This is a genomic window from Streptococcus sp. HMSC072C09, from assembly GCF_001813105.1.
Lineage (GTDB): Bacteria > Bacillota > Bacilli > Lactobacillales > Streptococcaceae > Streptococcus.
In genome coordinates, this window is sequence record NZ_KV811500.1 from 47,578 (window position 1) to 72,164 (window position 24,587).

The window sequence follows — 24,587 nt, forward strand, 5'->3', positions numbered from 1 at the left end:
GAAATCATGAATTTCGAAAAAATTGAACAAGCCTATACCTATCTATTAGAAAACACTCAAAGTATTCAAAATGAATTGTCGACCAACTTTTATGACGCCTTGATTGAACAGAATGCCATGTATTTGGATGGCAAGACGGATCTAGACATTGTTAAAAACAATAGCAAAAAATTAAAAGAACTAGGTTTAAGTAAGGAAGAATGGCGTAGAGCCTACCAATTCCTTTTTATGAAAGCCGCTCAGACAGAACCTTTACAAGCGAATCACCAGTTCACACCAGATGCGATTGGTTTTATTATTACATTTTTGATCGATCAGTTGGCTAAAAGCGACCAACTGGATGTCTTAGAAGTGGGAAGTGGAACCGGAAATCTCGCTGAGACTATTGTCAACAATAGCCGTCTCACGATTGATTACTTAGGATTGGAAGTAGATGATCTCTTGATTGACCTATCTGCTAGTATCGCAGACGTGATGGAATCCAGTGTTGTCTTTGCACAAGGAGACGCGGTGCGTCCTCAAGTGTTGAAAGAAAGTGACTTGATCGTTAGTGACTTACCGATTGGCTATTATCCAGATGATGCGATTGCACAGCGCTATCAGGTAGCGAGCTCCGAAGGCCATACCTATGCCCATCACCTCATGATGGAACAGGCCCTGAAATACCTGAAACCTCAAGGAGTAGCCATCTTTTTAGCTCCAAACAACCTCTTGACAAGCCCTCAGAGTGATCTGTTGAAAGCTTGGTTAACAGACAAGGCCCAAATCCTTGCCATGTTGACCTTGCCAGAATCTCTCTTTTCAAATCCAGCCTATGCTAAGACGATTTTCGTCCTACGAAAACAAGAAGAAGAGTCTGTTCAGCCCTTTGTCTATCCGTTTACCGATCTCCAGGATCAAGACCAGGTGGTTCACTTTATGGAAAGTTTCCAAAACTGGTTAAAGGATAGTGAAATTTGATCAAAGATCTGATATAATAGAGGAAGTGAAAACGCTTAATGAGGTGAATATATGTCGAAAACAATTTCTATTAATGCAGGAAGCTCTAGTTTGAAATGGCAATTGTACCAAATGCCAGAGGAAACTGTTCTTGCAAAAGGGTTGATTGAACGGATCGGTTTGAAGGATTCTATTTCAACCGTTAAATTTGATGGACGCTCTGAAAAACAAGTATTAGATATCCAGGACCATACACAAGCTGTAAAAATTTTGTTGGATGATTTGATTCGCTTTGATATTATCAAATCCTACGATGAGATTACAGGTGTGGGCCACCGCGTCGTTGCTGGTGGAGAATACTTCAAGGATTCTGCCTTGGTAGATGACGAAGTCCTTCGAAAAGTAGAAGAATTGTCTTTGTTAGCACCTCTTCATAATCCTGCAAATGCAGCTGGAATTCGTGCCTTTAGAGAGATTTGTCCAAATATTACCAGTGTTGTGGTATTTGATACTTCTTTCCATACAACCATGCCGGAAAAAGCTTATCGTTACCCTCTTCCAACTAAATATTACACAGAAAATAAGGTCCGTAAGTACGGCGCTCATGGAACCAGTCATCAGTATGTAGCTGGTGAAGCTGCTAAACTTCTTGGAAAACCATTAGAAGAATTGAAATTGATCACCTGCCACGTTGGAAATGGTGTATCTGTTACAGCGGTTGACAAGGGAATCTCTGTCGATACCTCAATGGGCTTCACACCTCTAGGTGGTGTCATGATGGGAACCCGTACAGGGGATCTCGATCCAGCGATTATTCCTTACTTGATGGAACATACAGAGGATTTCAATAAGCCTGAAGATATTAGCCGTATCCTTAATCGTGAATCAGGTCTTCTGGGTGTTTCTGGATCTTCTAGTGACATGCGGGATATTCATACAGCGATGCACAATGGAGACGAAAAAGCCAAATTGGCTTACGATATCTTTATCGATCGTTTGCAAAAATACATCGGTCAATACTTGGCTGTCTTGAATGGTGCAGATGCCATCATCTTTACAGCAGGAATCGGTGAAAATGCAGTAAACGTTCGTTCTTCTATTATCAATGGAATCAGCTGGTTTGGCTGCAAGGTCGACCCTGAAAAGAACGTCTTTGGAGTTGTCGGAGATATTTCCACAGATGATTCTCGTGTGAAGGTATTGGTGATTCCAACTGATGAAGAGTTGGTGATTGCGCGTGACGTTGAACGTTTCAAAAATCAGTAAACTGAAATAATGTGAGAAGGCTAGAGGCGAAAGCCCCAGTCTTCTTATTTTATACAAGAAAGAGGTTGTCCATTGAAAAATATACAGTCTTTTGTTCGAAAGCACCCATTATGTAAGAATGCCCTCTGGCTCCTTCTTTTTGTGCCCTTATTCTTTCTCTCACAATTTCCCCTCATCACTATGGTTTATTCCCTTCAAGAAGGAGTAGATGCAAGGTGGATCACTATCCTCACTCTCTTGGTAACAGTGACGGTGCTATTTATTTTTTATATAGTCATAAAGAAGAGCCCTCTGGAAAACTTAGATGTTCGGGTCATAACCTGGCCGGCTCTGGGGAGAAATTTTCTTTTTCTTCTCTTGTTGATGGCTAATAATCTGCTCGCCTATCCCTTGTTGAAACAAGAGGCAGGTGGTACAACAGCAAACCAAGCGGCTCTGAATGAGCTGCAATCTCATGCTCCTTTTCTTGCTATGGGCATGGTCGTGATCCTTGTCGCTCCGATTCTAGAAGAGCTGCTTTGTCGGGCCATCATCCCTCGTTTGATCTTTCGAGGAGCAGAACCGATCGGTTACTTAGCCGGTGCTCTCTTTTTTACTTATTTGCATGGACCGAGCGCCTTGGGGGAATGGGTAGCCTACGGAGGTATGTCTTTGATCTTAACTTGGGTGGCTTATCGCTACCAGCGGATCGAGTACAGTATTTGCCTCCATATGACCTTGAATGCGCTAGCTTATTATTATCCTGCTGTATTCCTCCTTTGTTTATTGCCGGTATCGAGAGTTTTCTTCCATGATAAATTATGATAAAATGGTAGGTACCAATGAGTTTTGATGCAGAACCATCCTACAGAAGGTCAGATAAAATCAGAAATCCGTATGGAGAGTAGACTCAGGGGTTTAGAACACTTGTTCTAGCCTCTTTTGTTCGCAAGCATGCTGTAGGAAGGGAATCGAAGGAGAACGAAAATGATTGATAATAAATGGCTGAGTGGCCAAGGGACCCTTCTTTGTGGGATCTTAAATGTCACTCCGGATTCATTTTCTGATGGCGGTAAGTATACGAGTGTGGATGCAGCCTTGCAGCAGGCGAGAAAACTGATCCAAGAAGGAGCTCAGATCCTCGATATCGGGGGAGAATCAACCAGACCAGGTAGTCATTATGTAGAGATCCAAGAAGAGATTGACCGCGTGGTTCCAGTAATTAAAGCCATTCGGAAAGAAAGTGATGTCTTGATCTCGGTGGATACCTGGAAGTCCCAGGTGGCGGCGGCGGCGCTCGAAGCTGGGGCTGATATTGTCAACGATATTACTGGTTTTCTTGGAGATCCTAAGATGGCTGCTGTCGTCGCGGAGCATGAAGCGAACGCAGTTCTCATGTTTAATCCAGTGATGGCAAGACCGCATCATCCAAGTTCCACTATCTTTCCAAGTTTTGGTTTCGAACCAGTCTTTTCAGAGCAAGAGCTTCAACAGATGGCTCAAGAACCGATTCAAGACTTGATGTGGACCTTCTTTGACCGCTCGCTTGCTGAAGCGAAAGCAGCCGGTGTCCAGATGGATCGTATTATGTTGGATCCTGGGATCGGATTTGGGTTGACCAAGCGAGAGAACTTACTCTTATTACAAGAACTTGGGACGATTCACCAAAAGGGGTATCCGATCTTTCTAGGGGTCTCCCGCAAACGCTTTGTGGTCAACATTATTGAGGAAGCTGGATTTGAGACAGATCCTGCAACGGAGACTGGTTTTTGGAATCGGGACCTGGCTTCGAGCCATTTGACGAGTATTGCAGCCAGTCAAGGAGTCGAAGTGGTGCGGGTGCATGATATTCCCCTTCACAAGATGGCAGCAAGTCTAGGCCAAGCCATTTTCCAAGCCCAAGAGGCAGCAGATACCAATTTAAAACAATACAAGTAAATGAAGACAAAAGAACATCAGTTGGATCTTCGTTGGCTAGAAGCCTATCGTTCTCAAGATCCACATTTCGGCTTGGAGCGCATGGAAGCTCTCTTGGCTTTGAGAGGAAATCCTCACCTAGACTGTCGGGTCATTCATGTTGCGGGGACCAATGGCAAAGGCTCTACCATTGCCACCTTGTCCCAACTCTTGAGGCAGGCAGGTTTACGAGTTGGAGTCTTTACCTCTCCTTATCTGATCCATTACAATGACCAAATCACCATTAATGGCGAAGCCATTTCGGATCAAGACCTGCAAACCTACCTGGATAGTTACCAGCAACTCCTGGAAGCTGAACAATCAAGGGCTGTTTTTCAAGGGTTGACGGAATTTGAAGTGATGACGGCCATCGCCTATGATTATTTTGCTCACGAGGAGCTGGATTATGTGATCATGGAAGTCGGTATGGGGGGACGACTAGATAGTACCAATGTCTGTCAGCCTGTTCTGACTGCGATCACTTCGATTGGCTTGGATCATGTTGCCCTTCTTGGGCCAGATCTGGCTTCCATTGCCCGTGAAAAGGCAGGCATCATTAAGCCAGGAATTCCTCTGGTTCTAGGGAAATTAGAAGCAGAAGCCAGCCAAGTCATTGAAGGCATTGCGATTCAGAAGCAGGCACCGATAACAGCCTATGACAGAGATTACCAAGTTGAGCTAGAAGCCTCTTGTCTATTGGGCCAATCCTTTTCTTATCACAGTTCCAAAAGAGAAAAATCCTCTTATCAAGTAGCGCTCTTAGGTCATCACCAGGCCAGAAATGCAGCTCTTGCGATCAGTATCTGTGATGTACTTTTTGAAAGAGTAGGGCGTGAACTCTTGTCAAGAGAGTTAGTGGATGAGGCCTTGCATCAAGTCGTCTGGCCTGGCCGGATGGAAGTGGTCTCGCAAAATCCCATGATCTTGCTAGATGGGGCCCATAACCCCCACGCCGTTGCGCCTTTAATCGCAAGTCTTCGGGAACTTTTCCCAAGTCAAAAAAAGACCATTCTTTTTACCTGCATCCGGACCAAAGCCTTAGAAGAGATGCTCATTCAGTGGCAGGAACTAGAAAATAGTCGCTTGATCCTAACGACCTTTGAAGATCCAAGAGCCTATTCTCAAGAAGAGATAAGAGCTGCTGCGAAAAACCATCAGCTTGAGGAAGTCAACTGGCAAGAGTTTCTACAAAACTGGCAAGCTGAAGGCAATGAGCTCCTCATTGTAACGGGGTCGCTCTACTTCCTTAGCCAGGTACGACCTTATTTATTAAAAACAGAAAAATCCAACTAGGAGATGATATGGATACAAAGAAAATTGAAGAAGCAGTGAAAATGATCATCGAGGCAGTCGGTGAAGATGAGAAACGTGAGGGACTTCAGGAAACACCGACCCGCATTGCCAAGATGTACCAAGAAATCTTTGCAGGACTAGGGCAGACAGCAGAAGAGCATCTGTCTAAATCATTTGAAATCATTGATAACAATATGGTGGTTGAGAAGGATATCTTCTTCCATTCCATGTGTGAGCATCACTTTTTACCATTTTATGGAAAAGTGCACATTGCCTACATTCCAAATGGCCGTGTGGCTGGGCTTTCAAAACTGGCTCGTACGGTCGAAGTATACGCTAAAAAACCACAGATTCAGGAACGTTTGACGGTAGAAATCGCAGATGCCTTGATGGAATATCTTGGAGCACAAGGAGCACTTGTCTGGGTAGAAGCAGAGCATATGTGTATGAACATGCGTGGTGTCCGTAAACCTGGAACTGCTACAGTGACAACTGCTGCGCGTGGACTGCTTGCGACAGATAAAGACTTAAAAAATGAAGCCTATAAACTCATGGGCCACTAATGGCTGGCTATAAGAGGTGAACAGAGTGGATCAATTACGGATCAAGGACTTAGAGGTATACGCCTATCACGGTGTTTTTCCAGCAGAAAAAGAATTAGGACAACGCTTTGTCCTAGACCTATGGGTAGATTATGAGATGACCCGTGCTGCTCGCACAGGTGATTTGGAAGCTTCGATCCATTATGGGATCTTGGCGGAACAGTTGACCGAGTGGATGCAGGCAGAAAAAATCGATCTGATTGAAACGGTGGCCTTTCAGTTGGTGCAAAAGATTTTTGAAAGCTATGCCTTTGTAGAAAAAGTTCGTCTGGAGTTGAAAAAGCCCTGGGCTCCTGTTCCCTTGCCATTAGAGACTTGTTCGGTGACAATCGAACGGGAGAAAAAACGGGCCTTTATTGGGCTTGGCACCAATATGGGAGATAAACAACTGCAACTAGAGACGGCGCTAGAAAAAATCAAGGATCGAGGCATTCGTCTTCTTCAGACATCCACAAGGATTGAAACAGAACCTTGGGGAGGGGTGGAGCAGGACACCTTTTTGAATCAGGTGGCAGAGGTTGAAACCTGGATGACCCCAGAGGATTTACTAGAGACCTTACTTGCCATTGAGCAGGAAATGGGGCGTGTCCGTGAGATCAAGTGGGGGCCACGTGTGATCGATCTAGATCTGCTCTATATGGAGGACACCATTTGTTACAGTCCAAACTTGATCTTGCCGCATCCTTATGTGGCAGAACGTGCCTTTGTCCTAGAGTCTTTGAATGAAATTGCTCCTCATTTTGTGGACCCTGTTCAAAGAAAGCCCATTCGCCAATTATGGGAGGCTGTCAAATAGTCTCTCTTCTTTGCATCATAATAAAAAACAATCCCTGTTCGAGGGATTGTTGAGAGCGTAGAGAAACGAATCTTTAATAAAATTTAATCAATTCTTTAAAAATTATACTCGTTATAGTTATTCAATCATATTCTGAAACTTTCCGCCGTGAGAAAAGTGCCTGAAACGACTCAGTTTCAGGCACTCGGAATTATTGAGACCTTAGGCTCAATAATTAGTCATGGAACTTCTTCGAAGTTCGCTGACGTCCGTACTCACCTAAGGAAAGTTTTTTAAGAAGACTTTGTCTTCAATCTGAACAATTCCTAGAGCAGGGATTGTTTTTGTTTGTCTGAGTTTATTTACGATATAAGCGATCGTATTGGTAGACAGGATCCATGGTGACGTTGATACCGAGCTTACGAAGGACATTCTTGTCTTCGTCTGTCAGCATCACGGTTGAGTGGGCTTCACTGCCTTTCAACTTGCCTAATTCTTGCATAGCAAGTTTAGCGTCTTCATTGCTCATGGCTGTAATGGCAAGGGCAATGAGGATCTCGTTCGAGTGAAGACGAGGGTTACGGCTACCCAAATGATTGATCTTCAGGCCTTGGATGGGTTGAACGTATTCTGGCTCGATTAATTTGGTTTCTTTATCAATATGCGCCAATTTCTTGATCGCATTGATTAAGAGGGCTGCGGTTGGGCCAAAGAGATCAGAGGTTTTTCCGGTTACCATCTCGCCGTTTGGTAATTCAAGGGCTAAGGCTGGCTCACCTGTTTCTTCTTCTTTTTGGCGGGCAAGCACGGTTACTTTCCGATCATTTGGAGTAATGCCCAAATCATTCATCAAGAGCTCAATCTTTTTGACAGCTCCTTCACCGACACGCTCGGCTTTGACATCCAAAATGGTTTGGTAATAGCGACGGATAATTTCTTGTTGGGAAGCTTCAATCGCAGCGTCATTGTCCACAATGGCAAAGCCAACCATGTTGACACCCATGTCTGTTGGAGAAGCATAAGGAGAGGTTCCTAAGATGCGTTCCAACATGCGCTTCAAGACAGGGAAGATTTCGATATCGCGGTTGTAGTTGACCGTCGTTTCCCCGTAGGTTTGGAGGTGGAAGGGATCGATCATATTGACATCGTCTAGATCTGCAGTCGCTGCTTCATAAGCCAAGTTGACTGGGTGGTGCAAAGGAAGATTCCATACTGGGAAGGTTTCAAACTTAGCATAACCTGATTTGATCCCATTTAATTGGTCATGGTACATATTGGACATACAAGTTGCCAGCTTACCAGAACCAGGGCCAGGAGCTGTCACAACGACCAAATTGCGACTAGTTTTGATGTAGTCGTTTTTCCCCATCCCTTCAGGAGAGATGATGTGGTCCATATCAGTCGGATAGCCCTTGATCGGATAGTGGAGATAAGAGGCGATCCCGCTCTTATCCAGTTGTTTGCGAAAGGCGTCTGCTGCAGCTTGTCCAGCATATTGGGTGATGACGACAGAGCCTACAAAGATCCCTAATTCATTGAATTTGTCGATCAAGCGCAGTACTTCTTGGTCATAAGAAATTCCTAGATCTCCACGGGCTTTTGAGTGCTCAATGTTGTTGGCGTTGATGGCAATGACAATTTCCACCTGGTCGCGCAATTCTTGGAGCAACTTGATCTTATTGTCTGGTTCGTATCCAGGGAGGACACGAGCAGCGTGGAAGTCTTCTAACATCTTACCACCAAATTCAAGGTAGAGCTTGCCATCGAATTGGTTGATCCGCTCAATAATGTGGTCACGTTGCAAGTTCAAATACTTTTCAGAACTAAAAGCTTGTTTTTTCATGTAAAACTCCTGTATATAAGGGAAGGGTCTGCCACACAAATCCAAGGATGAGTGTTCCGTTCCCTACCATTTCATTCTTTCATATTATATCAGAAAACAGATGGAAGATAAAATATTCTAAGATACTTTCCTAAGGGGAGTGTGGATGCCAAGGGGCTCAATGGTGACTCACGGTGGAAAGTTTCCAAGAGAAGTTTGTTTTCCCTCTAAAAAAGCCCCTTACGGGGCTTCAGATCGATGTTGTTTAATAGTGTTTGATCAAATCAACTGTAGAGCGATCCAATTTCTTAACCAACGCTTGTAAGAAGGCTTGCGCTTGCAAGAAATCATCCATGGCATAGAGGGTTTGGTGAGAGTGGATGTAACGTGCACAGACACCAATAGTGGTTGATGGGACTCCACCATTCTTCAAGTGCGCTGCACCTGCATCGGTACCACCTTTGGCACAATAGTATTGGAATTTGATGCCCGCTTCTTCAGCAGTAGTGAGCAAGAAATCTTTCATATTTGGTAGCATGATGTGACCTGGATCATAGAAGCGAAGCAGTGTTCCTTCCCCAATCGCGCCTTGGTCTCCAAAGACATCGGCTGCTGGCGAACAGTCTACAGCAAGGAAGATTTCAGGATCAAATTTAGTGGTTGAAGTGTGGGCTCCACGAAGTCCCACTTCTTCTTGAACGTTGGCTCCTACATAGAGTTCGTTGTTTAAGGCTTGTCCAGAAAGACTCTTGGCCAATTCGCTGACCATCAAGACGCCGTAGCGGTTATCCCATGCTTTGGAGATGACGTTTTTACCATTAGCAGTGAGAATCGCAGAGCTATCTGGGACCAAGGTATCTCCAGGACGGACCCCATAGCTTTCAGCTTCGGCTTTAGAGCTAAAGCCTGCATCAAAGACGATGTCGCTAATGGCAGGTACGGTTGGTCCACCTGTTCCACGTGTCAAATGAGGAGGAACAGATCCTGAAATCGCAGGGTATTCACGTCCGTCACGTGTAAAGAGTTTGAAGCGTTGGCTGCTAACGACCATCGGATTCCAACCTCCGATTGGGACAACACGGAAAGTTCCGTCAGCTTTGATTTCGCTGATCATAAAACCAACTTCGTCCATGTGGGCAGCTACTAAGATACGAGGAGCATCGGCTGCTGTTGAGTGTTTCACCCCAAAGATCCCACCGAGACCATCTGTCACGATTTCGTCCACATGAGGGGTCAATTGTTGGCGCAAATAATCCCGTACAGGAGCTTCATGACCTGAGATAGCAGGGATTTCAGTTACTTCTTTGATTTTAGAAAATAAATCAGTCATAGGTTACCTTCTTTCTGATGCTATTTTATCACTTTTTATACAAGGATGGTAGCGTTATTATGGAAATCAGTCCCAAAAAGCAGAGGGAGAGATCCAGCTTAGACCGTTGTCCCTCTGCTTATTTTGTGTTACAATAGGCACTATGAAAGCTAAAAAAATTATTTTGTCTAGTCTGGCTCTAGCAAGTGCAGGAGCTCTTGCGGCCGGTGTTTATAAAATTGCCAAAGATCAAAAGCGTCTTCGTACCCAAGAAGAATTGGTAGCAGAAGTACGGGAGCAAATGGAAGCCATGGGGACGATTGCGACTCTGTATGTGGAACTCTACGAGTCGAGTGAAGAGCGCTTAGTAGGTGGTGTCATTTTTGAAGATGAGCGCCATTACCGCTTTATCTACGAGGACGGTCTCTTGCATTACGAAGAGGAAAAACTATGATTATACCAAATTCTCTAGAAGAAATTGCTTCATATGTAGAGCAAGATGGCAAGAAAGTGTTTGTCTTTTCAGCAGATTGGTGTGGGGATTGTCGTTACCTCAAGCCTTTTTTGCCGGAGATTGAGACTGAAAATCCTGAATTTACCTTTATCTTGATTGACCGAGATGCCTATATGGATCTGGCGAAAGTCTGGGATGTTTATGGGATCCCTAGTTTGGTGGTTCTGGAAAAGGATAAGGAAATCGGTCGGTTTGTCAATCGAGATCGGAAAACCAAAGCGCAGATTACAGCATTCTTAGCAGGATTAAAATAGGAGAAAATCATGATTGTAACATACAACAAAGAACAAGTCGGCGATGTCTTGATGCTGACCTTGAAAAATAGTGGAGATGCAAAGCTCGCGGTGGAGAGAAAAGGAAAAGTGGCTCGCGTTTACCGTGAGGACAAGCAAGAAACCGTTGCCTGGAATATCTTTGACGCCTCATCTTTCTTCGCCATCGAAGGCAAGGGCCAAGTCTTTTTGACAGATGAGCAAGTGGATCGTTTGAACCAAGAATTGGAAAGAGAAGGCTTCGCAGAACGTTTGGTCAACGATCGGGAACCAAAATTTGTGGTGGGAGAAATCCTTGAAATGGTGGCCCATCCAGATAGTGACCACTTGAATATCTGCCAGGTAGCAGTTGGACCAGATAAGACAGTTCAGATCGTAGCAGGAGCTCCAAATGCGCGGGTGGGTCTAAAGACCATTGTTGCTCTTCCAGGTGCCATGATGCCGGATGGTAGCTTGATTTTCCCAGGGGCTCTTCGTGGAGAAAAAAGTTATGGCATGATGTGCAGTCCGCGTGAATTGCACTTGCCAAATGCTCCTCAAAAACGAGGCATTATTGAATTGGATGATGCAGAAGTAGCAGGGACACCTTTTGATCCTGCTCGTCACTGGCACGAATAAAGAGAAGAATCTAGGATATTTTGAATCCTAGATTTTTTGATTTTGGTTTGTCACCTCCATTTTTTAAAATTTTTTCGAATAAATAGATAGGAGGTAAATGATGTATAATAAAGTTGTTTTAATCGGTCGCTTAGTAGCGGCTCCAGAATTGCATAAAACCAGCACAGACAAATCCGTTGCCCGAGTGACCGTTGCGGTCAATCGTCGCTACAAGGACCAAAACGGGGAGCGAGAGACTGATTTTGTCAATGTCGTTGTCTGGGGGAAATTGGCTGAAACCATGGCTAGTTATGCTAGCAAAGGGAGCCTGATCTCTTTGGATGGAGAGATTCGGACGCGCCACTACGAGAAAAATGGAGTTATGCAGTATGTGACAGAGGTCCTCTGCCAAAGTTTTCAGTTGCTAGAGAGCCGCGCTCAGCGAGCGATGCGTGAAAATGGTGGAACGGGAGATTTAGCCGATATCATCTTAGAAGAAGAAGATCTTCCTTTTTAGGATCAAAAAAGAAAGCTGGTTCGTTTATAGACCAGCTTTTTTGATACTTGCTAGGGATTTCATTCGGGAACTACTCTTTTAAAAATAAAGCAAAAATATGCATCTGTACAATAAAAGCCAGCACTTTTCTTGAAAAAGTAGTAGAATAAAGTAATATATATTCAAAATTTTCAGAAAAGGAACGGAGTTTGAAGGGGAAAGAAGAAAGAAAAGAACGGTTGAAATGGCTGATAAAACGGGTTTTACTGGTGATTCCAGTGGCCTGCATCCTCTTGTGGATCTATGCCGTTTGTCAAACCAGTAGCATCAAGGATCAGACCAAGATCGGTGTCACCTATATGACCATGAACAATGAGTTCTATAAAAGTATTCATTCGGAAATTAGTCGAATTGCCGATGAGAGAGGGGCTCTTGTATCTGTCCGAGATCCGGAATTGGATGAAAAAAGGCAGAGCCAGCAGATCGATGATTTTTGCGCCCAAAAAGTAAATGTGATTGTGATTAATCCGGTCAAAGGGGATAGTCAGCCCATTTTAAGAGCTCTTAAAAAAGCTAGAAAACAAGGAATTAAGATCATTGCAGTTGATACCCAGCTCAAGCATTTTAAGCCGGATGCCAGCATTGTCTCTGATAACTACCAAGCAGGAGTCTTGATTGCGAAAGAGTTGATGAAACGCTCTTCAAATGCTCGGATCCTTCTCTTGGAGCATAAGGGAACTGTTTCAGCAGATACGCGGATTCAGGGATTTAAGGATACCATCAAAGGGCATGGGTCTTATGAGATCATCTCGGAACTAGAAACCAAGGGTCAGACGGAGATCGCCATGCCCGCTGTCCGTAAGTTTTTGCAGTCAGGGGGGAATGTCGATACTCTAGTCGCCTTGAATGACCGTTCAGCTATAGGAGCTTTAGCAGCGATCAAGGAGCAAGGAATCACCCATCCCATTGCGATCTATGGGATTGATGGCTCACCAGATATGAAAGCCTTGCTGCACTCGACAGATGATGTCGTAGGAACCGTTGCCCAGTCTCCGTTGAAGATGGGAGACCGTGTGATGGAGGTCATCCAAGATATGACGGCTGGGAAGAGCTACCAAAAAGAGATAACCATTCCGGTTCAAATGATGACAAAGGAAAACATCGATCACTTTGATGTGAATGGGTGGCAGTAATGAGAAAATTTAGAGGTGTGAGATACAGTTTGGCAATTCTGATGGTCGTGAATTTTATCGCTGTGATGCTCAACAGTATCATCTATCTTCAAGCAACCAACTATATCATTGCCCAACGACAAGCCTCCCTATTAGTAGAACGTTTAGAGCGTATTCCTTTTGCGCCTTCGACAACTTTTTGGTTGTCTGCGCTCTTATTTGCTGGGATTGCCTTGATCTCCATGAGTCGTTACCGGTCTCAAACGAGTCGATGGTCCATTTTTGATAAGTGGAACATTCTGGAGATCCTCCTGATGTTGCTCTTGATGTGGGTCCAAAATGTAGCTTATAACGGGCTTATTCTATTAGTTTTTGCGGATATCTTCTATGGTTCCAAAGAGTTGAATACCAAGCGCGACCGCAAGTATTGGTTTGCGTTTATCCTAGTGAGTTTCTTGATGCTTCTTGTGACCAACTCAGACGTCTTTTCGCTTTTCTTTCCGATACCTTCTCTGGATGTCTATATTCATTTTTATCCTGCCTCCATTCGGATTCTGGCCTTTTTCTTAAAGAATTCCCTCTATGCCTTGAATATGGTGCTCTTCATTATTTCGCTTTTGTTCTATATTATGAATGTTCTTGCGGAAAACCACGAAGTAGAAGAAGAGTTGGCCATGGTTTCGAAGGTCAATACGGAGTTGAACAACTATATGGCCTTGTCTGAGAAGATTGCAGAGGATCGGGAGCGCAAGCGGATTGCTCGGGAAATTCACGATACCTTGGGGCATGCGCTAACAGGGATCTCAGCAGGTTTAGATGCTGTCGGAGTCTTGATTGATATCGATCCCAATCGGGCAAAAGAGCAGGTGAAAAGTGTATCAGAAGTGGTTCGTGAAGGAATCCAGGATGTGAGAGGCTCTCTCAACCGCCTCCGTCCAGGTGCCCTTGAGGGACGAACCCTCAAAGATGCTTTAGAAAAGATGATCCGCGAGTACCAGACGCTTTCCAAGTTGCAGGTTGATTTACACTATGAATGGGTCGATGTCGATATGGACGTCATGATTGAAGATACGATCTTTCGTGTGATCCAGGAGTCTATGACCAATGCGGTTCGTCACGGTCATGCCAGTCAGATGAGCCTTCATTTTTTTGAGAATGAAGAAGATTACCTGATCGAGTTGCAGGACAATGGGGTTGGGTTTGAAACCTTGACCTATGGCTATGGGCTCAAGCAGATGATGGAGCGCATTTCCATCCTAGGAGGACAGCTTCAATTTGAAAGTCGCGATGGATTTTTCACGCGCGTCAGTTTACCGAAATATAAAGAAGGGAGATAGAGATGGTGATAAAAGTAATGGTGGCAGATGACCAGGCCTTGATTCGAGAATCTCTGAAAATTATTTTGTCAGCCCACCCCGATATCGAAGTGGTGGCCACAGTGGAAGATGGGAATCACGTCTTGTCGAGCATTCCACAGACACATCCTGACCTGATCTTAATGGATATTCGGATGCCAGGCATGGATGGGGTTTTGGCGACAAAAGAGGTAAAAGAGCACTATCCGGATATCAAAATTATTATTTTAACGACCTTTGATGATGATGAATTTATCTATAGTGCACTCAAGTATGGTGCTTCAGGTTATCTTTTAAAGGGAGCCTCGACAGAGGAACTCTATGAAGCGATTAAGGTGGTGTATCAAGGCGGAGCCATGATCAACCCGAATATCGCTAGTAAAGTCTTTCAAATTTTCTCACAAATGGCCAAAACCAACTTCTCTATTGCTGTAGATGAGGACAATGTCAAGGATTTGAGCACGACGGAATGGCGCATTATCCAAGAAGTCGGCTATGGGGAGTCCAATAAAGAAATTGCGGCCAAACTCTTCTTGTCAGAAGGAACCGTGCGCAATTACTTATCAACGATTTTGGCGAAATTAAACCTACGAGATCGAACGCAATTAGCGATCTGGTCAGTCCAAACAGGAGTGACGAGACGTGATTTTTCTAAAGGAAATACAGAATGAAATTGAAGCGAAAGCATCTTTGTTGGGGGATTGGCCTCCTTGTTGTGCTCTGTGCGAGCGCAGGTTTTTATTGGTGGAAACAGCAACCGACCGTACTCCATATCGGTGTTTATGCAGGTTCTAGCTGGGATGTGCCGACCAGTCAACGTTCCCATGCCTTGGATCGAGCGATTCAAAAATTTGAAAAATCCCATCCCCACGTCCGTGTAGAGTATGAAAACGGGATTCCGCAGTCAGATTATTCAGACTGGCTCTCTGAAAAGATTGTCTCAGGAAAGACGCCAGATGTGTTTATGGTCTCTGAGCAAGATCTTTCCTTATTAGCAGCGCGAGGCGTATTAGAAAAGTTAAACGGCTATATGGATCGAAAAGATCAAGCTGCCTTTTATCCCGTTGCCTTTGAATCGGGTGTCTATCAGGGGCAAACCTATGCCTTACCTTATGAAAGCAATCCGATTTTGATGTGTGTCAATAAAGATCTCTTAGATAAAGAAGGTATCGCGGTTCCCAAAGAAGGCTGGACCCTTGAAGAGTTCTATACGATTTGCAAGAAACTAACCAAAGATACCAATGGGGATGGGCAATTGGACCAATTTGGGAGCACAGAATACACCTGGAAAGAAGCCTTGGCGGCAAATGGAGGTCATCTTTTCCAAGGAGGCATGCTCAAGCTGACAGCTCCAGAAGTGAAAGAGTCTTTGACTTTTCTGCAAAAATTGGAAGATCTAAATAAAAATTACAAGGTGAGCTCTAAAGATTTTGACCAGGGGAAAGTCGCCTTCTATCCCATGACCTTGGCCCAATATCGGACCTATAAACCTTATCCCTACCACGTTTCAAAATATTCAAACTTCACCTGGACCTGTATCCCGATGCCTGCTAAGTCAAAAACGACCAAGGCAACCTTAGTCACGACGACTTCTTTTGCTATGTCAGCTCGGAGTTCTCATTCCAAGTTGGCTTGGGAATTGATGCAACTTTTGACAGAGGATCCAGACATTCAACAAACTCTCTTTGCCCAATCCCAAGGGATCTCTGTCATGCCACAGGTAGTCAAGAGTCGCTCTAGTAAAGACCTTTTGCAGGTGGATGATTTTGGAACAGATTCCTTGACCAATCAGACCTTGAACCGCATCATGGAACAAGCTGTTGAAAGTAGTCCGAAAAATGTCTCAAAAGAGGTGCTAGAAAAGCTAGATTACTTGATTGGCAATGCCTTGCGTGATCAGGATGTCGAGAACCGCTTGCCTCAAATTCAGAGGGAGATTGAAAGTAGTCTACAGGTAGGAGTTTAGAGTAAAATAAGATGGCATTTTGTCAAGTGACAGATGTCATTTTTTTATTGCTAAATGTCATATTGGGAATGTGACATTTGACAATGTAAAAGCGCTTTCAAATAGTCTACAATAGAGTCAAATAAAGGAGGCGTAGCAAAATGAAATACCTCATTTTGGTCAGTCATGGTGGACTGGCAGAAGGTCTAAAAACATCACTAGCCATGTTTGCTGGTGACAAGTTGGATCAGGTCATCGCAGTTGGACTCAAAGAAGGAAAATCAGTTGATGACTTCGCAGTTGATTTCAGAGAGAGCATTTCAGGATTGACAGCTGATGATTCTGTTTTGGTCTTGGCAGATATCGTAGGTGGTAGTCCATTAACCACTGCAGCCACGGTTCTAGAAGAAGCTGGAAAGCTCGATGGAGCCTTGATCCTTGGTGGGATGAACCTTACCATGGCCTTGACGGCAGTTGTGATGAAGGATGTGTTGGATGGAGACGATTTGTCAGCCACCATCTTATCAGAAGCACGATCTGCACTACAGCCTTTTGAAATTTCAGCCGCTGGTGCTGAAGAAGATGATGACGATATTTAATAGGGAGGTACCTTATGGTAGTAACATTTGTACGGATTGATGACCGCATGATTCACGGTCAGACAGTCACACGCTGGGCAAAAGAAAAACCATGTGATGGTTTGATTGCCGTAAACGATGCAGCAGCATCAAACAAGGTTTTGATTCAAGCTTACAAAGGCGCATCAGACAAGAAAACCTTTGTATGGACAAAGGAAGCCTTTAAAGAAAAATCAGCAAAAGTAACAGAATCAGATAGTCGTTACTTCTTGATCACCAAAAATCCAATCGATATGAAGGAAATTTTGGTCGACCAAGGGTTTGTCCCAGGTGATGTCAAAGAAATCATTGTTGGCCCTGCAAATGATCGTCCTGGAGCTGTGAAATTGGGAAATAACCAATCCATCACTCAGGAAGAAGCAGAAGCCTTCCAAGCTATTCAAGCAGCAGGCTACAAGGTGAAATTCCAATTGTTGCCAGATGTTTCCATCGGTTATTGGGATGATTTCAAATCAAAATTTGGTTTTTAGAACTAACAGTCTGATCTGTTAGGTAAATAAATTTACAAACAAAAGGAGCGTTTGTTATGACAATTTCATGGATTCAAGCAATCTTGCTTGGTATTTTCGCCAGCTTGTCTTCAATGCCTGGTATGGGAGGTTCCAGTATCGGGAACTATACACTCGGTCGTCCCTTGATCGGTGGGTTGATTTCAGGTTTAATTCTTGGAGATGTGACAACCGGTATTATGGTCGGGGTTGCCCTTCAAGTCGTTTATATCGCCTTGGTAACACCTGGTGGTACCGTATCTGCCGATGTGCGTGCCATCTCTTACATCGGTGTTCCTCTTGCTATCTTGTTTGTGCATGCTAATAACATCACAGATGAAGCAGGAATCGCCGCAGCTGCAGCTCCAATCGGTGCAGCCGTTGGGACAATTGGTACAGTTCTTTTCTACGGTACCGCTACTATGAACTTGGTTTGGCAACACATTGGTTGGAAAGCCGTTGAAGAAGGAAACTTCAAAAAACTCTACGCAGTTGACTGGGTTTACCCTTGGATCTCTCACTTCCTCTTCTCTTTCCTTCCAACAATGATTATCACCAAATACGGTGAAAACATGGTTGATTTGATGAAACAATACCTTCCTATGGATGGTTACTGGATGAAAGCCCTCTTTACAGTCGGTGCTCTTCTCCCATGTGTCGGTATTGCCATCTTGTTGAAACAAATTGTTACAGAAGCAACTGACTTCATTCCATTCTTTGTTGGATTTACCTTGGCAAAATCTCTCGGATTGAACTTGGTATCCAGTGCCGTTGTTTCATTAATCTTTGCAGTAATCTACTATGAACTTGAAGTGATCAAATCGATGAAAGCTGCTCCAGCCGGAGTGGTGGACCAAGACGATGATGAGGAGGATATTTAAAATGGCTGATAGAAAGAAAATTTCAAAGAAAACATTAGCAAAAGCATTCCATCATTGGTATTATGGTCATTTGACTTGTTTCTCTCAAGAACATATGCAAACCTTCGGGTACTTGACTTCTATGCTTCCAATCGTAGAAGAAATGTATGATACAAAAGAAGAACAAAAGGATGCTATGCAAACCTATACGGCCTTCTTCAACACTGAACCACAACTTGGATCTCTTGTTGTAGGGATCACAGCTGGTTTGGAAGAAGCGCGTGCAAACGGAGATGCAGTAGATGGCGAAACCATCAACGGTATGCGTGCCGGTTTGATGGGACCAATCGCTGGTATTGGTGACTCATTGGTCGTTGGTACCTTGATTCCAGTTCTATTAGGGATTGCCCTTGGACTTTCTAAAGGTGGTAACGTCGCTGGTGCTCTCTTCTACATCGTCGTATGGAACCTCTTAGTCTACTTTGGTATGCGCTTTGCCTTCTTCAAAGGTTACCAATTAGGGGATAAAGCCGTTGAATTCCTTGTAGGACCAAAAGGACAAGCTCTTCGTAAAGCGATCAGCGTTGTCGGTGGTATGGTTATCGGTGCCGTAGCAGCTACTTGGGTATCTGTTACAACAGCCCTTCAATTCAAGAATTCTGAAGGAAAAGTCTTCTTGAACATCCAAGAAAAGATCGATGGTGTTTATCCAGGTCTCTTGACAGCAGCCTTCATCACTCTTTGCTGGTGGTTGATGTCTAAGAAAAAAATTTCACCAAACAAAGTTATGTTACTTCTCGTTGTAGTTGCTTTGATCGGTGTTGCCCTTGGTATCTTTGACCCACATCTTAAATACTAAGGTAAAGAACAAACGAATTTGCTAGTAGGAGTTTTTGAGAATGAAGTGAATGGACCTCCTTTACTTGCACTTCATTCTCAATTTTTATTAGGAGGAATCCCATGGTTACAAAACAAGAACTTGTCAATGGATATGAAACAGAAATCAAGTACCAACGCCACATGCTTGAAAACCTTGGTCGTTGGTTCAGCTTACTCTTTATCATTGCCAGTATTGGTGTGGTATTGATCTATCTCTTTCACAAAAGTTTCCTCCCACTCTTGATCCTCGGGATTTTACTAGCCTTGGTTGGAATTTTAGGCATGATTGTTTTTGGATATGGCATCTACCGCGGGCGGATCAATCTTCAAAAAGTGATCGATGATTTCAATCAAAAATTGACAATTTTAAATTGATATTTTAGAAACATCTCATCTATTTTTGAGGTGTTTTTTTCTTGACTATTTCTGACCAAGTGATACAATAGAAACATAAGTTAGCACTTGCGTATAGAGAGTGCTAAAAACACGTATGGAGGAATGAACATGTTAAAACCATTAGGAGACCGTGTGGTCTTAAAAGTAGAAGAAAAAGAACAGACTGTTGGAGGTTTTGTCCTCGCAGGTGCGAGCAAGGCTGATACAAAAACAGCTGAAGTAGTGGCCGTTGGTGAAGGCGTGCGTACTCTAAGTGGTGAACTCATCGCTCCAGCTGTAAAAGCAGGAGACCACGTTTTGGTTGAAAGCCATGCAGGAATTGAAGTTAAAGATGGGGAAGAAACCTACACCATCGTTGGAACAGCAAACATTCTTGCAATTGTAGAGTAAGAGAAGAAAGAGGTAAGAGAAATGGCAAAAGATATTAAATTTTCATCTGATGCACGTTCTGCAATGGTCCGTGGTGTCGATGTCTTAGCAGATACAGTGAAAGTTACGTTGGGCCCTAAAGGTCGCAATGTGGTTCTTGAAAAATCATTTGGTTCACCTTTGATCACAAATGATGGGGTGACTATCGCAAAAGAAATCGAATTGGAAGACCATTTTGAAAATATGGGTGCTAAATTGGTGTCAGAAGTGGCTTCTAAGACCAATGATATCGCAGGTGACGGTACAACGACCGCAACGGTCTTGACTCAAGCTATCGTCCGTGAAGGGATCAAAAACGTCACTGCAGGTGCTAACCCAATTGGCATCCGTCGTGGGATTGAGACAGCTGTTGCAACAGCAGTAGAAGCTTTGAAAAACAATGCGATTCCAGTATCGAGTAAGGAAGCGATTGCTCAAGTAGCTGCTGTGTCTTCTCGTTCTGAAAAAGTCGGTGAGTACATCTCTGAAGCCATGGAAAAAGTTGGCAAAGATGGGGTCATCACCATTGAAGAGTCTCGTGGAATGGAGACAGAACTGGAAGTCGTTGAAGGTATGCAATTTGACCGTGGTTACCTCTCACAATACATGGTCACTGATAATGAAAAAATGGTGGCAGACCTTGAAAATCCATACATTTTGATCACTGACAAGAAGATTTCAAATATCCAAGAAATCTTGCCATTGTTGGAAAGCATTCTTCAAAGCAACCGTCCACTCTTGATCATCGCAGATGATGTCGATGGCGAAGCTCTTCCAACACTTGTCTTGAACAAGATCCGCGGTACCTTTAATGTCGTAGCTGTCAAGGCACCAGGATTTGGAGATCGCCGCAAAGCCATGCTAGAAGACATTGCCATCTTGACTGGTGGTACAGTCATTACAGACGATCTTGGTTTGGAATTGAAAGATGCAACCATTGAAGCCCTTGGGCAAGCAGCTAAAGTGTCAGTCGATAAAGACAGTACCGTCATTGTCGAAGGTTCTGGTAACCCAGAAGCGATCGCTAACCGTGTGGCTGTTATCAAGTCACAAATCGAAACTACAACCTCTGAATTTGACCGTGAAAAATTACAAGAACGTTTGGCCAAATTGTCTGGTGGTGTTGCCGTAATCAAGGTTGGTGCTGCAACAGAAACAGAATTGAAAGAAATGAAACTCCGTATCGAAGATGCCCTTAATGCGACTCGCGCAGCCGTTGAAGAAGGGATCGTTGCCGGAGGTGGTACAGCCCTTGTCAATGTCATCTCTGCAGTCGCAGCCCTTGAATTGGAAGGGGATGAAGCGACCGGACGCAATATCGTTCTTCGTGCTTTGGAAGAACCAGTGCGCCAAATTGCCCACAATGCCGGTTACGAAGGATCTATTGTGATTGATCGCTTGAAAAATGCCGAAGTCGGAACAGGTTTCAATGCTGCAACAGGTGAATGGGTGAATATGATTGATGCAGGAATCATCGATCCAGTTAAAGTGAGCCGTTCAGCCCTTCAAAACGCCGCTTCCGTAGCGAGTCTGATCTTGACGACCGAAGCAGTCGTAGCCAACAAACCAGAACCAGCAGCCCCAGCAGGACCAGGAATGGATCCAAGCATGATGGGCGGGATGATGTAAGACACTTAGCCTAATGGGTGCTGAAGCACCTCATTAGGCTACGGCAAGCATCATGGTGCCTTGCCGAAGTGTCTTACTAAGAAAATAAAGAAGGCGTTATCGGCCTTCTTTATTTTCTGTCGTAACCTGATACCCATGATTGGTTCTAAAGCACGAATCATTTGACGCCAGCCGCTATTGTGCGGTCTGGCTAATCATCTTACTAGCTCAAAGAGAGTGGGACAGAAATCGGTAATTCGTTAGAATTCGATTTCGTCGTCCCACCTCTGCACAGTTGAGTAGGGCTGTAAAAGCTGATGAAATCAGCGTAGTAGAGCCCACTCAACCACTGCGTCTTGCTCGACAACCTAAAAATAATTGAGAGGCTAGGACTTTTGTCCCAGTCTCTTTTTATCGTGCTTTGGGATTTTTATTTGTTATGGAATAATATTTTTATTTTAAATTTTGTAACAGAAATGATAAATACTAATTAAAGAGGACTTGCGTAGATGCTTGGGAATCAAGCGTTTGTGGTGTTTTCAGGAAGAGGGATATTTGCCAACAAATTGCAATACAAATTAACTGATTTTGTAATAATTCTAGTGTATACTAGTAAGAGTAGATCACAGGTCTACATTGTTGCAAGGGGAGAACTTCCCACATACATGTCTATTGACAATAAAACTTGATCGTAATATCGCTGTTAGTAAAATGAGAGTTTGAACATAGCATAGATTTTATCGACCTTTTTCATATTAAAAAATATTTTTCAAATTCCCCTTGCGCAAGCTCTTCCGGATTCCTCCGGGAGAGTTTTTTGTTTAGGAGAAAAGGTAGAAGGCCTATCAAGTCTCTTTTGAAAGAGTGGCTCAGTAGGCATCATTTATGGTAAAATAGAACATATTCGTAGAGGGGAAGGGGTGAGGACTTTGTTGAAGATTTTTGTGTTAGAAGATGAATGGATCCAACAATCGCGTATCGAAGCGGTCTTGCAGGATCTCATCCGTCAAAAATCCTTGCAATGCAAAGCGCCAGAAGTGTTTGGGAAGTCAAGCCAGTTGCTGGATGCTATCACAGAGAGAGGCGCCCATCACCTATTCTTTTTAGATATCGAGATTAAAGGTGAGGAGAAAAAGGGTCTAGAGATCGCAAAAGAGATTCGTAAGAAAGACCCCCATGCGACCATTGTCTTTGTCACCACTCACTCTGAATTCATGCCCATTACCTTTCAGTACAAAGTGGCTGCCTTGGATTTTATTGATAAAACGCTGGGTGAGGAAGAGTTCAAAGAGAGAATCAGCTCAGCCATCGACTATACCTTGGAGCAAGCTGGGACCACGATTGCGCAAGATGCCTTTACATTTGAGAGTGCGATGGCGCGTGTACAAGTTCCTTTTAATAAGATTTTGTATGTTGAAACGTCTCCAGCCATTCACAAGGTTATTTTACACACCCAGGAAGAACGCTTGGAATTTTACGCTAGTATTGCCGATATCGAAAAAGCAGATCCCCGCTTGTATCGGTGCCACCGCTCTTTTGTGGTGAATCCGCAAAATATTACGAAGATTGATAAAGAAACCAAGAAAGCTTTTTTTGAAAATGGGGACAATTGCTTGATCTCACGGACCAAGTACAGAGGCCTACTGGAAGCTTTGAAAAAATAGAAGGAGAAAGAATTGCTGTTAGATATTCTAATATTTTACCTAAAGTTCTTCGTCAGTATGCTGATCTATCGTCATATCAGTAGACAAGAGTTCGCCTTGCGCTGGCTCTTTTTGTGCCCCTTCTTCTTTGCAGTCGTCTTTACCCTTGTGCCACCGGTAGGCTTTTTTGGCTATTTCTTAGTATTTATTGCCTATAGTTTCTACCGAAATCGTAACATACGACACCTTTTGAATATTTTTTACGGGCTCTACCCGGTTGTCATGGAGAGTCTCATTGCGCGTCTCTTAGCCTTTTATGTCTTTCCAATGTTAGGGATCGTACTTGTTCATGAGGCATCTGTCAGCTGGTATGATGCTCTACTTGAATTGCTGGTCTTTCCTGTTTATATAGGAATCACTAAATTGTTAAAACTAGATTTTACAGATTTAAAAGTAGGGTTTCAACGGCAGTATTTTAATCGTTTCTTACTCCCGATGGATCTTTCCATGTTTGTGTATTTAGTCAGTGTTGTAGGTCTGGTGGTTTTTGAGGATATTATTCCGCATGCAGATGCTTTACGGGAACAGTTAAATAGTATTTATCTGATTTTGTTTTTTGTGATGCTCTTGTATTTCAATGCAGTGTCCAAAGAACGATTGAAACAAGAGATTCTGGAACAAAAAGATAGGCAACTGCAGGAGTTAGCCACCTATAGCCAACACGTCGAAATGCTCTATGGGGAGATTCGTGCCTTTCGTCATGACTACCTGAATATTTTAACCAGTCTCAAATTAAGTATTGAGCATGAAGATCTCAATGCGATCAGGGAAGTCTATGAGAATGTTCTTCGAGAGAGTGGCCAGCAATTTTACGATAGCAAGTTTGATATTGCCAAACTCAGTCACATCGAAAATCCAGCTGTAAAAAGTGTTCTATCCGCAAAATTATTGGAGGCTCAAAATAAAGGGATTGGGATCTCTGTCGAGATCGATGAACCTGTTCGTGATTTATTCATCGAGGTTTTAGATTTCATCACCTTCTTATCCATCCTTTGTGACAATGCTATTGAAGCGAGTTTCGAATCAGACGACCCACAGCTGACTCTTGCCATGCTCCAGGAGACGAACTCCCTTATTTTAATAGTTGAAAATAGTACAAAAGCTGAAAAAATAGATCTGGCGAGAATTTTTGAAAAAGACTACTCGAGTAAAGGAGAGGGCCGCGGTCTTGGATTGTACAAGATCCAACAATTACTGGAAAAGTATCCCAAAACGACAGTGTCTACCAAGAGTTCAAACTACCGATTTACCCAAAGCCTGACCTTTTGGAAGGAATAATGGAAGAGAGAGTGGGACAGAAATCGGTAATTCGTTA

26 protein-coding genes are annotated in these 24,587 nt (G+C 43.6%); 24 read left to right on the plus strand and 2 right to left on the minus strand.

Annotation, left to right across the window (positions count from 1 at the left end; translation table 11 throughout):
* The first annotated feature begins 6 nt into the window (after window positions 1-6).
* The 7 genes from HMPREF2893_RS04665 to folK all read left to right on the plus strand — a co-directional run bounded on the left by HMPREF2893_RS04665 (window position 7) and on the right by folK (window position 6,831).
* On the plus strand, window positions 7-960 hold the full coding sequence (locus tag HMPREF2893_RS04665) for a class I SAM-dependent methyltransferase (RefSeq protein WP_070674648.1): 954 nt from the start codon (window positions 7-9) through the stop codon (window positions 958-960).
* 51 nt (window positions 961-1,011) lie between these two features.
* Window positions 1,012-2,205, plus strand: a complete 1,194-nt coding sequence (locus tag HMPREF2893_RS04670; RefSeq protein WP_023919646.1) for an acetate kinase — start codon at window positions 1,012-1,014, stop codon at window positions 2,203-2,205.
* 363 nt (window positions 2,206-2,568) lie between these two features.
* A complete protein-coding gene (locus tag HMPREF2893_RS11210) occupies window positions 2,569-3,009 on the plus strand; it encodes a CPBP family intramembrane glutamic endopeptidase (protein WP_261674178.1) in 441 nt (146 codons plus the stop codon).
* Window positions 3,010-3,171: 162 nt separating this feature from the next.
* Complete coding sequence (gene folP, locus HMPREF2893_RS04680; RefSeq protein WP_070674654.1) at window positions 3,172-4,122, plus strand: dihydropteroate synthase; 951 nt, start codon at window positions 3,172-3,174, stop codon at window positions 4,120-4,122.
* Window positions 4,123-5,433, plus strand: coding sequence for a bifunctional folylpolyglutamate synthase/dihydrofolate synthase (locus HMPREF2893_RS04685; RefSeq protein WP_070674657.1), 1,311 nt, complete (start codon window positions 4,123-4,125; stop codon window positions 5,431-5,433).
* Between the two features lie 8 nt (window positions 5,434-5,441).
* Window positions 5,442-5,996: a GTP cyclohydrolase I FolE gene (gene folE, locus HMPREF2893_RS04690; RefSeq protein ID WP_070674660.1), complete on the plus strand. Its 555-nt coding sequence runs from the start codon at window positions 5,442-5,444 to the stop codon at window positions 5,994-5,996.
* A gap of 25 nt (window positions 5,997-6,021) precedes the next feature.
* Window positions 6,022-6,831 (plus strand): 2-amino-4-hydroxy-6-hydroxymethyldihydropteridine diphosphokinase, encoded by an 810-nt coding sequence (gene folK / locus HMPREF2893_RS04695; protein WP_070674663.1) that lies wholly within the window; start codon window positions 6,022-6,024, stop codon window positions 6,829-6,831.
* A gap of 337 nt (window positions 6,832-7,168) precedes the next feature.
* On the opposite strand, the gene HMPREF2893_RS04700 is transcribed toward folK, so the two are convergent.
* Entirely contained in the window at window positions 7,169-8,653 is a 1,485-nt protein-coding gene (locus HMPREF2893_RS04700) for a DUF1846 domain-containing protein (protein WP_003009791.1), read from the minus strand.
* A 244-nt stretch (window positions 8,654-8,897) separates the two neighbouring features.
* Window positions 8,898-9,962, minus strand: coding sequence for a glutamyl aminopeptidase (gene pepA, locus HMPREF2893_RS04705; RefSeq protein WP_014712788.1), 1,065 nt, complete (start codon window positions 9,960-9,962; stop codon window positions 8,898-8,900).
* 142 nt (window positions 9,963-10,104) lie between these two features.
* Here pepA and HMPREF2893_RS04710 point away from each other — a divergent pair, with 142 nt between their 5' ends.
* From HMPREF2893_RS04710 to HMPREF2893_RS04795, 17 genes are all read left to right on the plus strand, one after another.
* Complete coding sequence (locus tag HMPREF2893_RS04710; protein WP_070674665.1) at window positions 10,105-10,395, plus strand: DUF4651 domain-containing protein; 291 nt, start codon at window positions 10,105-10,107, stop codon at window positions 10,393-10,395.
* Window positions 10,392-10,709, plus strand: coding sequence for a thioredoxin family protein (locus HMPREF2893_RS04715; protein WP_031572651.1), 318 nt, complete (start codon window positions 10,392-10,394; stop codon window positions 10,707-10,709). The genes HMPREF2893_RS04710 and HMPREF2893_RS04715 overlap by 4 nt, the downstream gene beginning before the upstream one ends.
* Window positions 10,710-10,718: 9 nt before the next feature.
* Window positions 10,719-11,345 (plus strand): YtpR family tRNA-binding protein, encoded by a 627-nt coding sequence (gene ytpR / locus HMPREF2893_RS04720; protein ID WP_031572654.1) that lies wholly within the window; start codon window positions 10,719-10,721, stop codon window positions 11,343-11,345.
* Window positions 11,346-11,445: 100 nt separating this feature from the next.
* The gene (locus HMPREF2893_RS04725) at window positions 11,446-11,841 is read left to right on the plus strand and encodes a single-stranded DNA-binding protein (RefSeq protein ID WP_070674668.1); all 396 of its coding nucleotides are present in this window, start codon (window positions 11,446-11,448) and stop codon (window positions 11,839-11,841) included.
* A gap of 188 nt (window positions 11,842-12,029) precedes the next feature.
* On the plus strand, window positions 12,030-13,013 hold the full coding sequence (locus HMPREF2893_RS04730) for a substrate-binding domain-containing protein (protein ID WP_031572659.1): 984 nt from the start codon (window positions 12,030-12,032) through the stop codon (window positions 13,011-13,013).
* Window positions 13,013-14,329: a sensor histidine kinase gene (locus HMPREF2893_RS04735; protein ID WP_070674671.1), complete on the plus strand. Its 1,317-nt coding sequence runs from the start codon at window positions 13,013-13,015 to the stop codon at window positions 14,327-14,329. Before HMPREF2893_RS04730 ends, HMPREF2893_RS04735 begins: the two co-directional genes overlap by 1 nt.
* A gap of 5 nt (window positions 14,330-14,334) precedes the next feature.
* Complete coding sequence (locus tag HMPREF2893_RS04740; RefSeq protein ID WP_037585171.1) at window positions 14,335-15,018, plus strand: response regulator transcription factor; 684 nt, start codon at window positions 14,335-14,337, stop codon at window positions 15,016-15,018.
* On the plus strand, window positions 15,015-16,313 hold the full coding sequence (locus tag HMPREF2893_RS04745; protein ID WP_023919631.1) for an ABC transporter substrate-binding protein: 1,299 nt from the start codon (window positions 15,015-15,017) through the stop codon (window positions 16,311-16,313). The genes HMPREF2893_RS04740 and HMPREF2893_RS04745 overlap by 4 nt, the downstream gene beginning before the upstream one ends.
* 140 nt (window positions 16,314-16,453) lie before the next feature.
* Window positions 16,454-16,891, plus strand: coding sequence for a PTS sugar transporter subunit IIA (locus HMPREF2893_RS04750; protein WP_023919629.1), 438 nt, complete (start codon window positions 16,454-16,456; stop codon window positions 16,889-16,891).
* Between the two features lie 14 nt (window positions 16,892-16,905).
* The gene (locus tag HMPREF2893_RS04755) at window positions 16,906-17,400 is read left to right on the plus strand and encodes a PTS sugar transporter subunit IIB (protein WP_000261775.1); all 495 of its coding nucleotides are present in this window, start codon (window positions 16,906-16,908) and stop codon (window positions 17,398-17,400) included.
* A gap of 56 nt (window positions 17,401-17,456) precedes the next feature.
* Window positions 17,457-18,299 (plus strand): PTS mannose/fructose/sorbose/N-acetylgalactosamine transporter subunit IIC, encoded by an 843-nt coding sequence (locus tag HMPREF2893_RS04760; RefSeq protein ID WP_003004789.1) that lies wholly within the window; start codon window positions 17,457-17,459, stop codon window positions 18,297-18,299.
* A complete protein-coding gene (locus HMPREF2893_RS04765; RefSeq protein WP_037585172.1) occupies window positions 18,283-19,137 on the plus strand; it encodes a PTS system mannose/fructose/sorbose family transporter subunit IID in 855 nt (284 codons plus the stop codon). The genes HMPREF2893_RS04760 and HMPREF2893_RS04765 overlap by 17 nt, the downstream gene beginning before the upstream one ends.
* A 101-nt stretch (window positions 19,138-19,238) precedes the next feature.
* Window positions 19,239-19,532, plus strand: coding sequence for a hypothetical protein (locus tag HMPREF2893_RS04770; protein WP_003004348.1), 294 nt, complete (start codon window positions 19,239-19,241; stop codon window positions 19,530-19,532).
* A gap of 129 nt (window positions 19,533-19,661) precedes the next feature.
* Complete coding sequence (gene groES, locus HMPREF2893_RS04775; protein ID WP_024055367.1) at window positions 19,662-19,943, plus strand: co-chaperone GroES; 282 nt, start codon at window positions 19,662-19,664, stop codon at window positions 19,941-19,943.
* Window positions 19,944-19,964: 21 nt separating this feature from the next.
* Entirely contained in the window at window positions 19,965-21,590 is a 1,626-nt protein-coding gene (gene groL / locus HMPREF2893_RS04780) for a chaperonin GroEL (protein WP_003004647.1), read from the plus strand.
* A gap of 908 nt (window positions 21,591-22,498) precedes the next feature.
* A complete protein-coding gene (locus tag HMPREF2893_RS04790) occupies window positions 22,499-23,233 on the plus strand; it encodes a response regulator transcription factor (protein WP_070674677.1) in 735 nt (244 codons plus the stop codon).
* Window positions 23,234-23,245: 12 nt separating this feature from the next.
* Window positions 23,246-24,550 (plus strand): sensor histidine kinase, encoded by a 1,305-nt coding sequence (locus HMPREF2893_RS04795; RefSeq protein WP_148131920.1) that lies wholly within the window; start codon window positions 23,246-23,248, stop codon window positions 24,548-24,550.
* Window positions 24,551-24,587 lie beyond the last annotated feature (37 nt).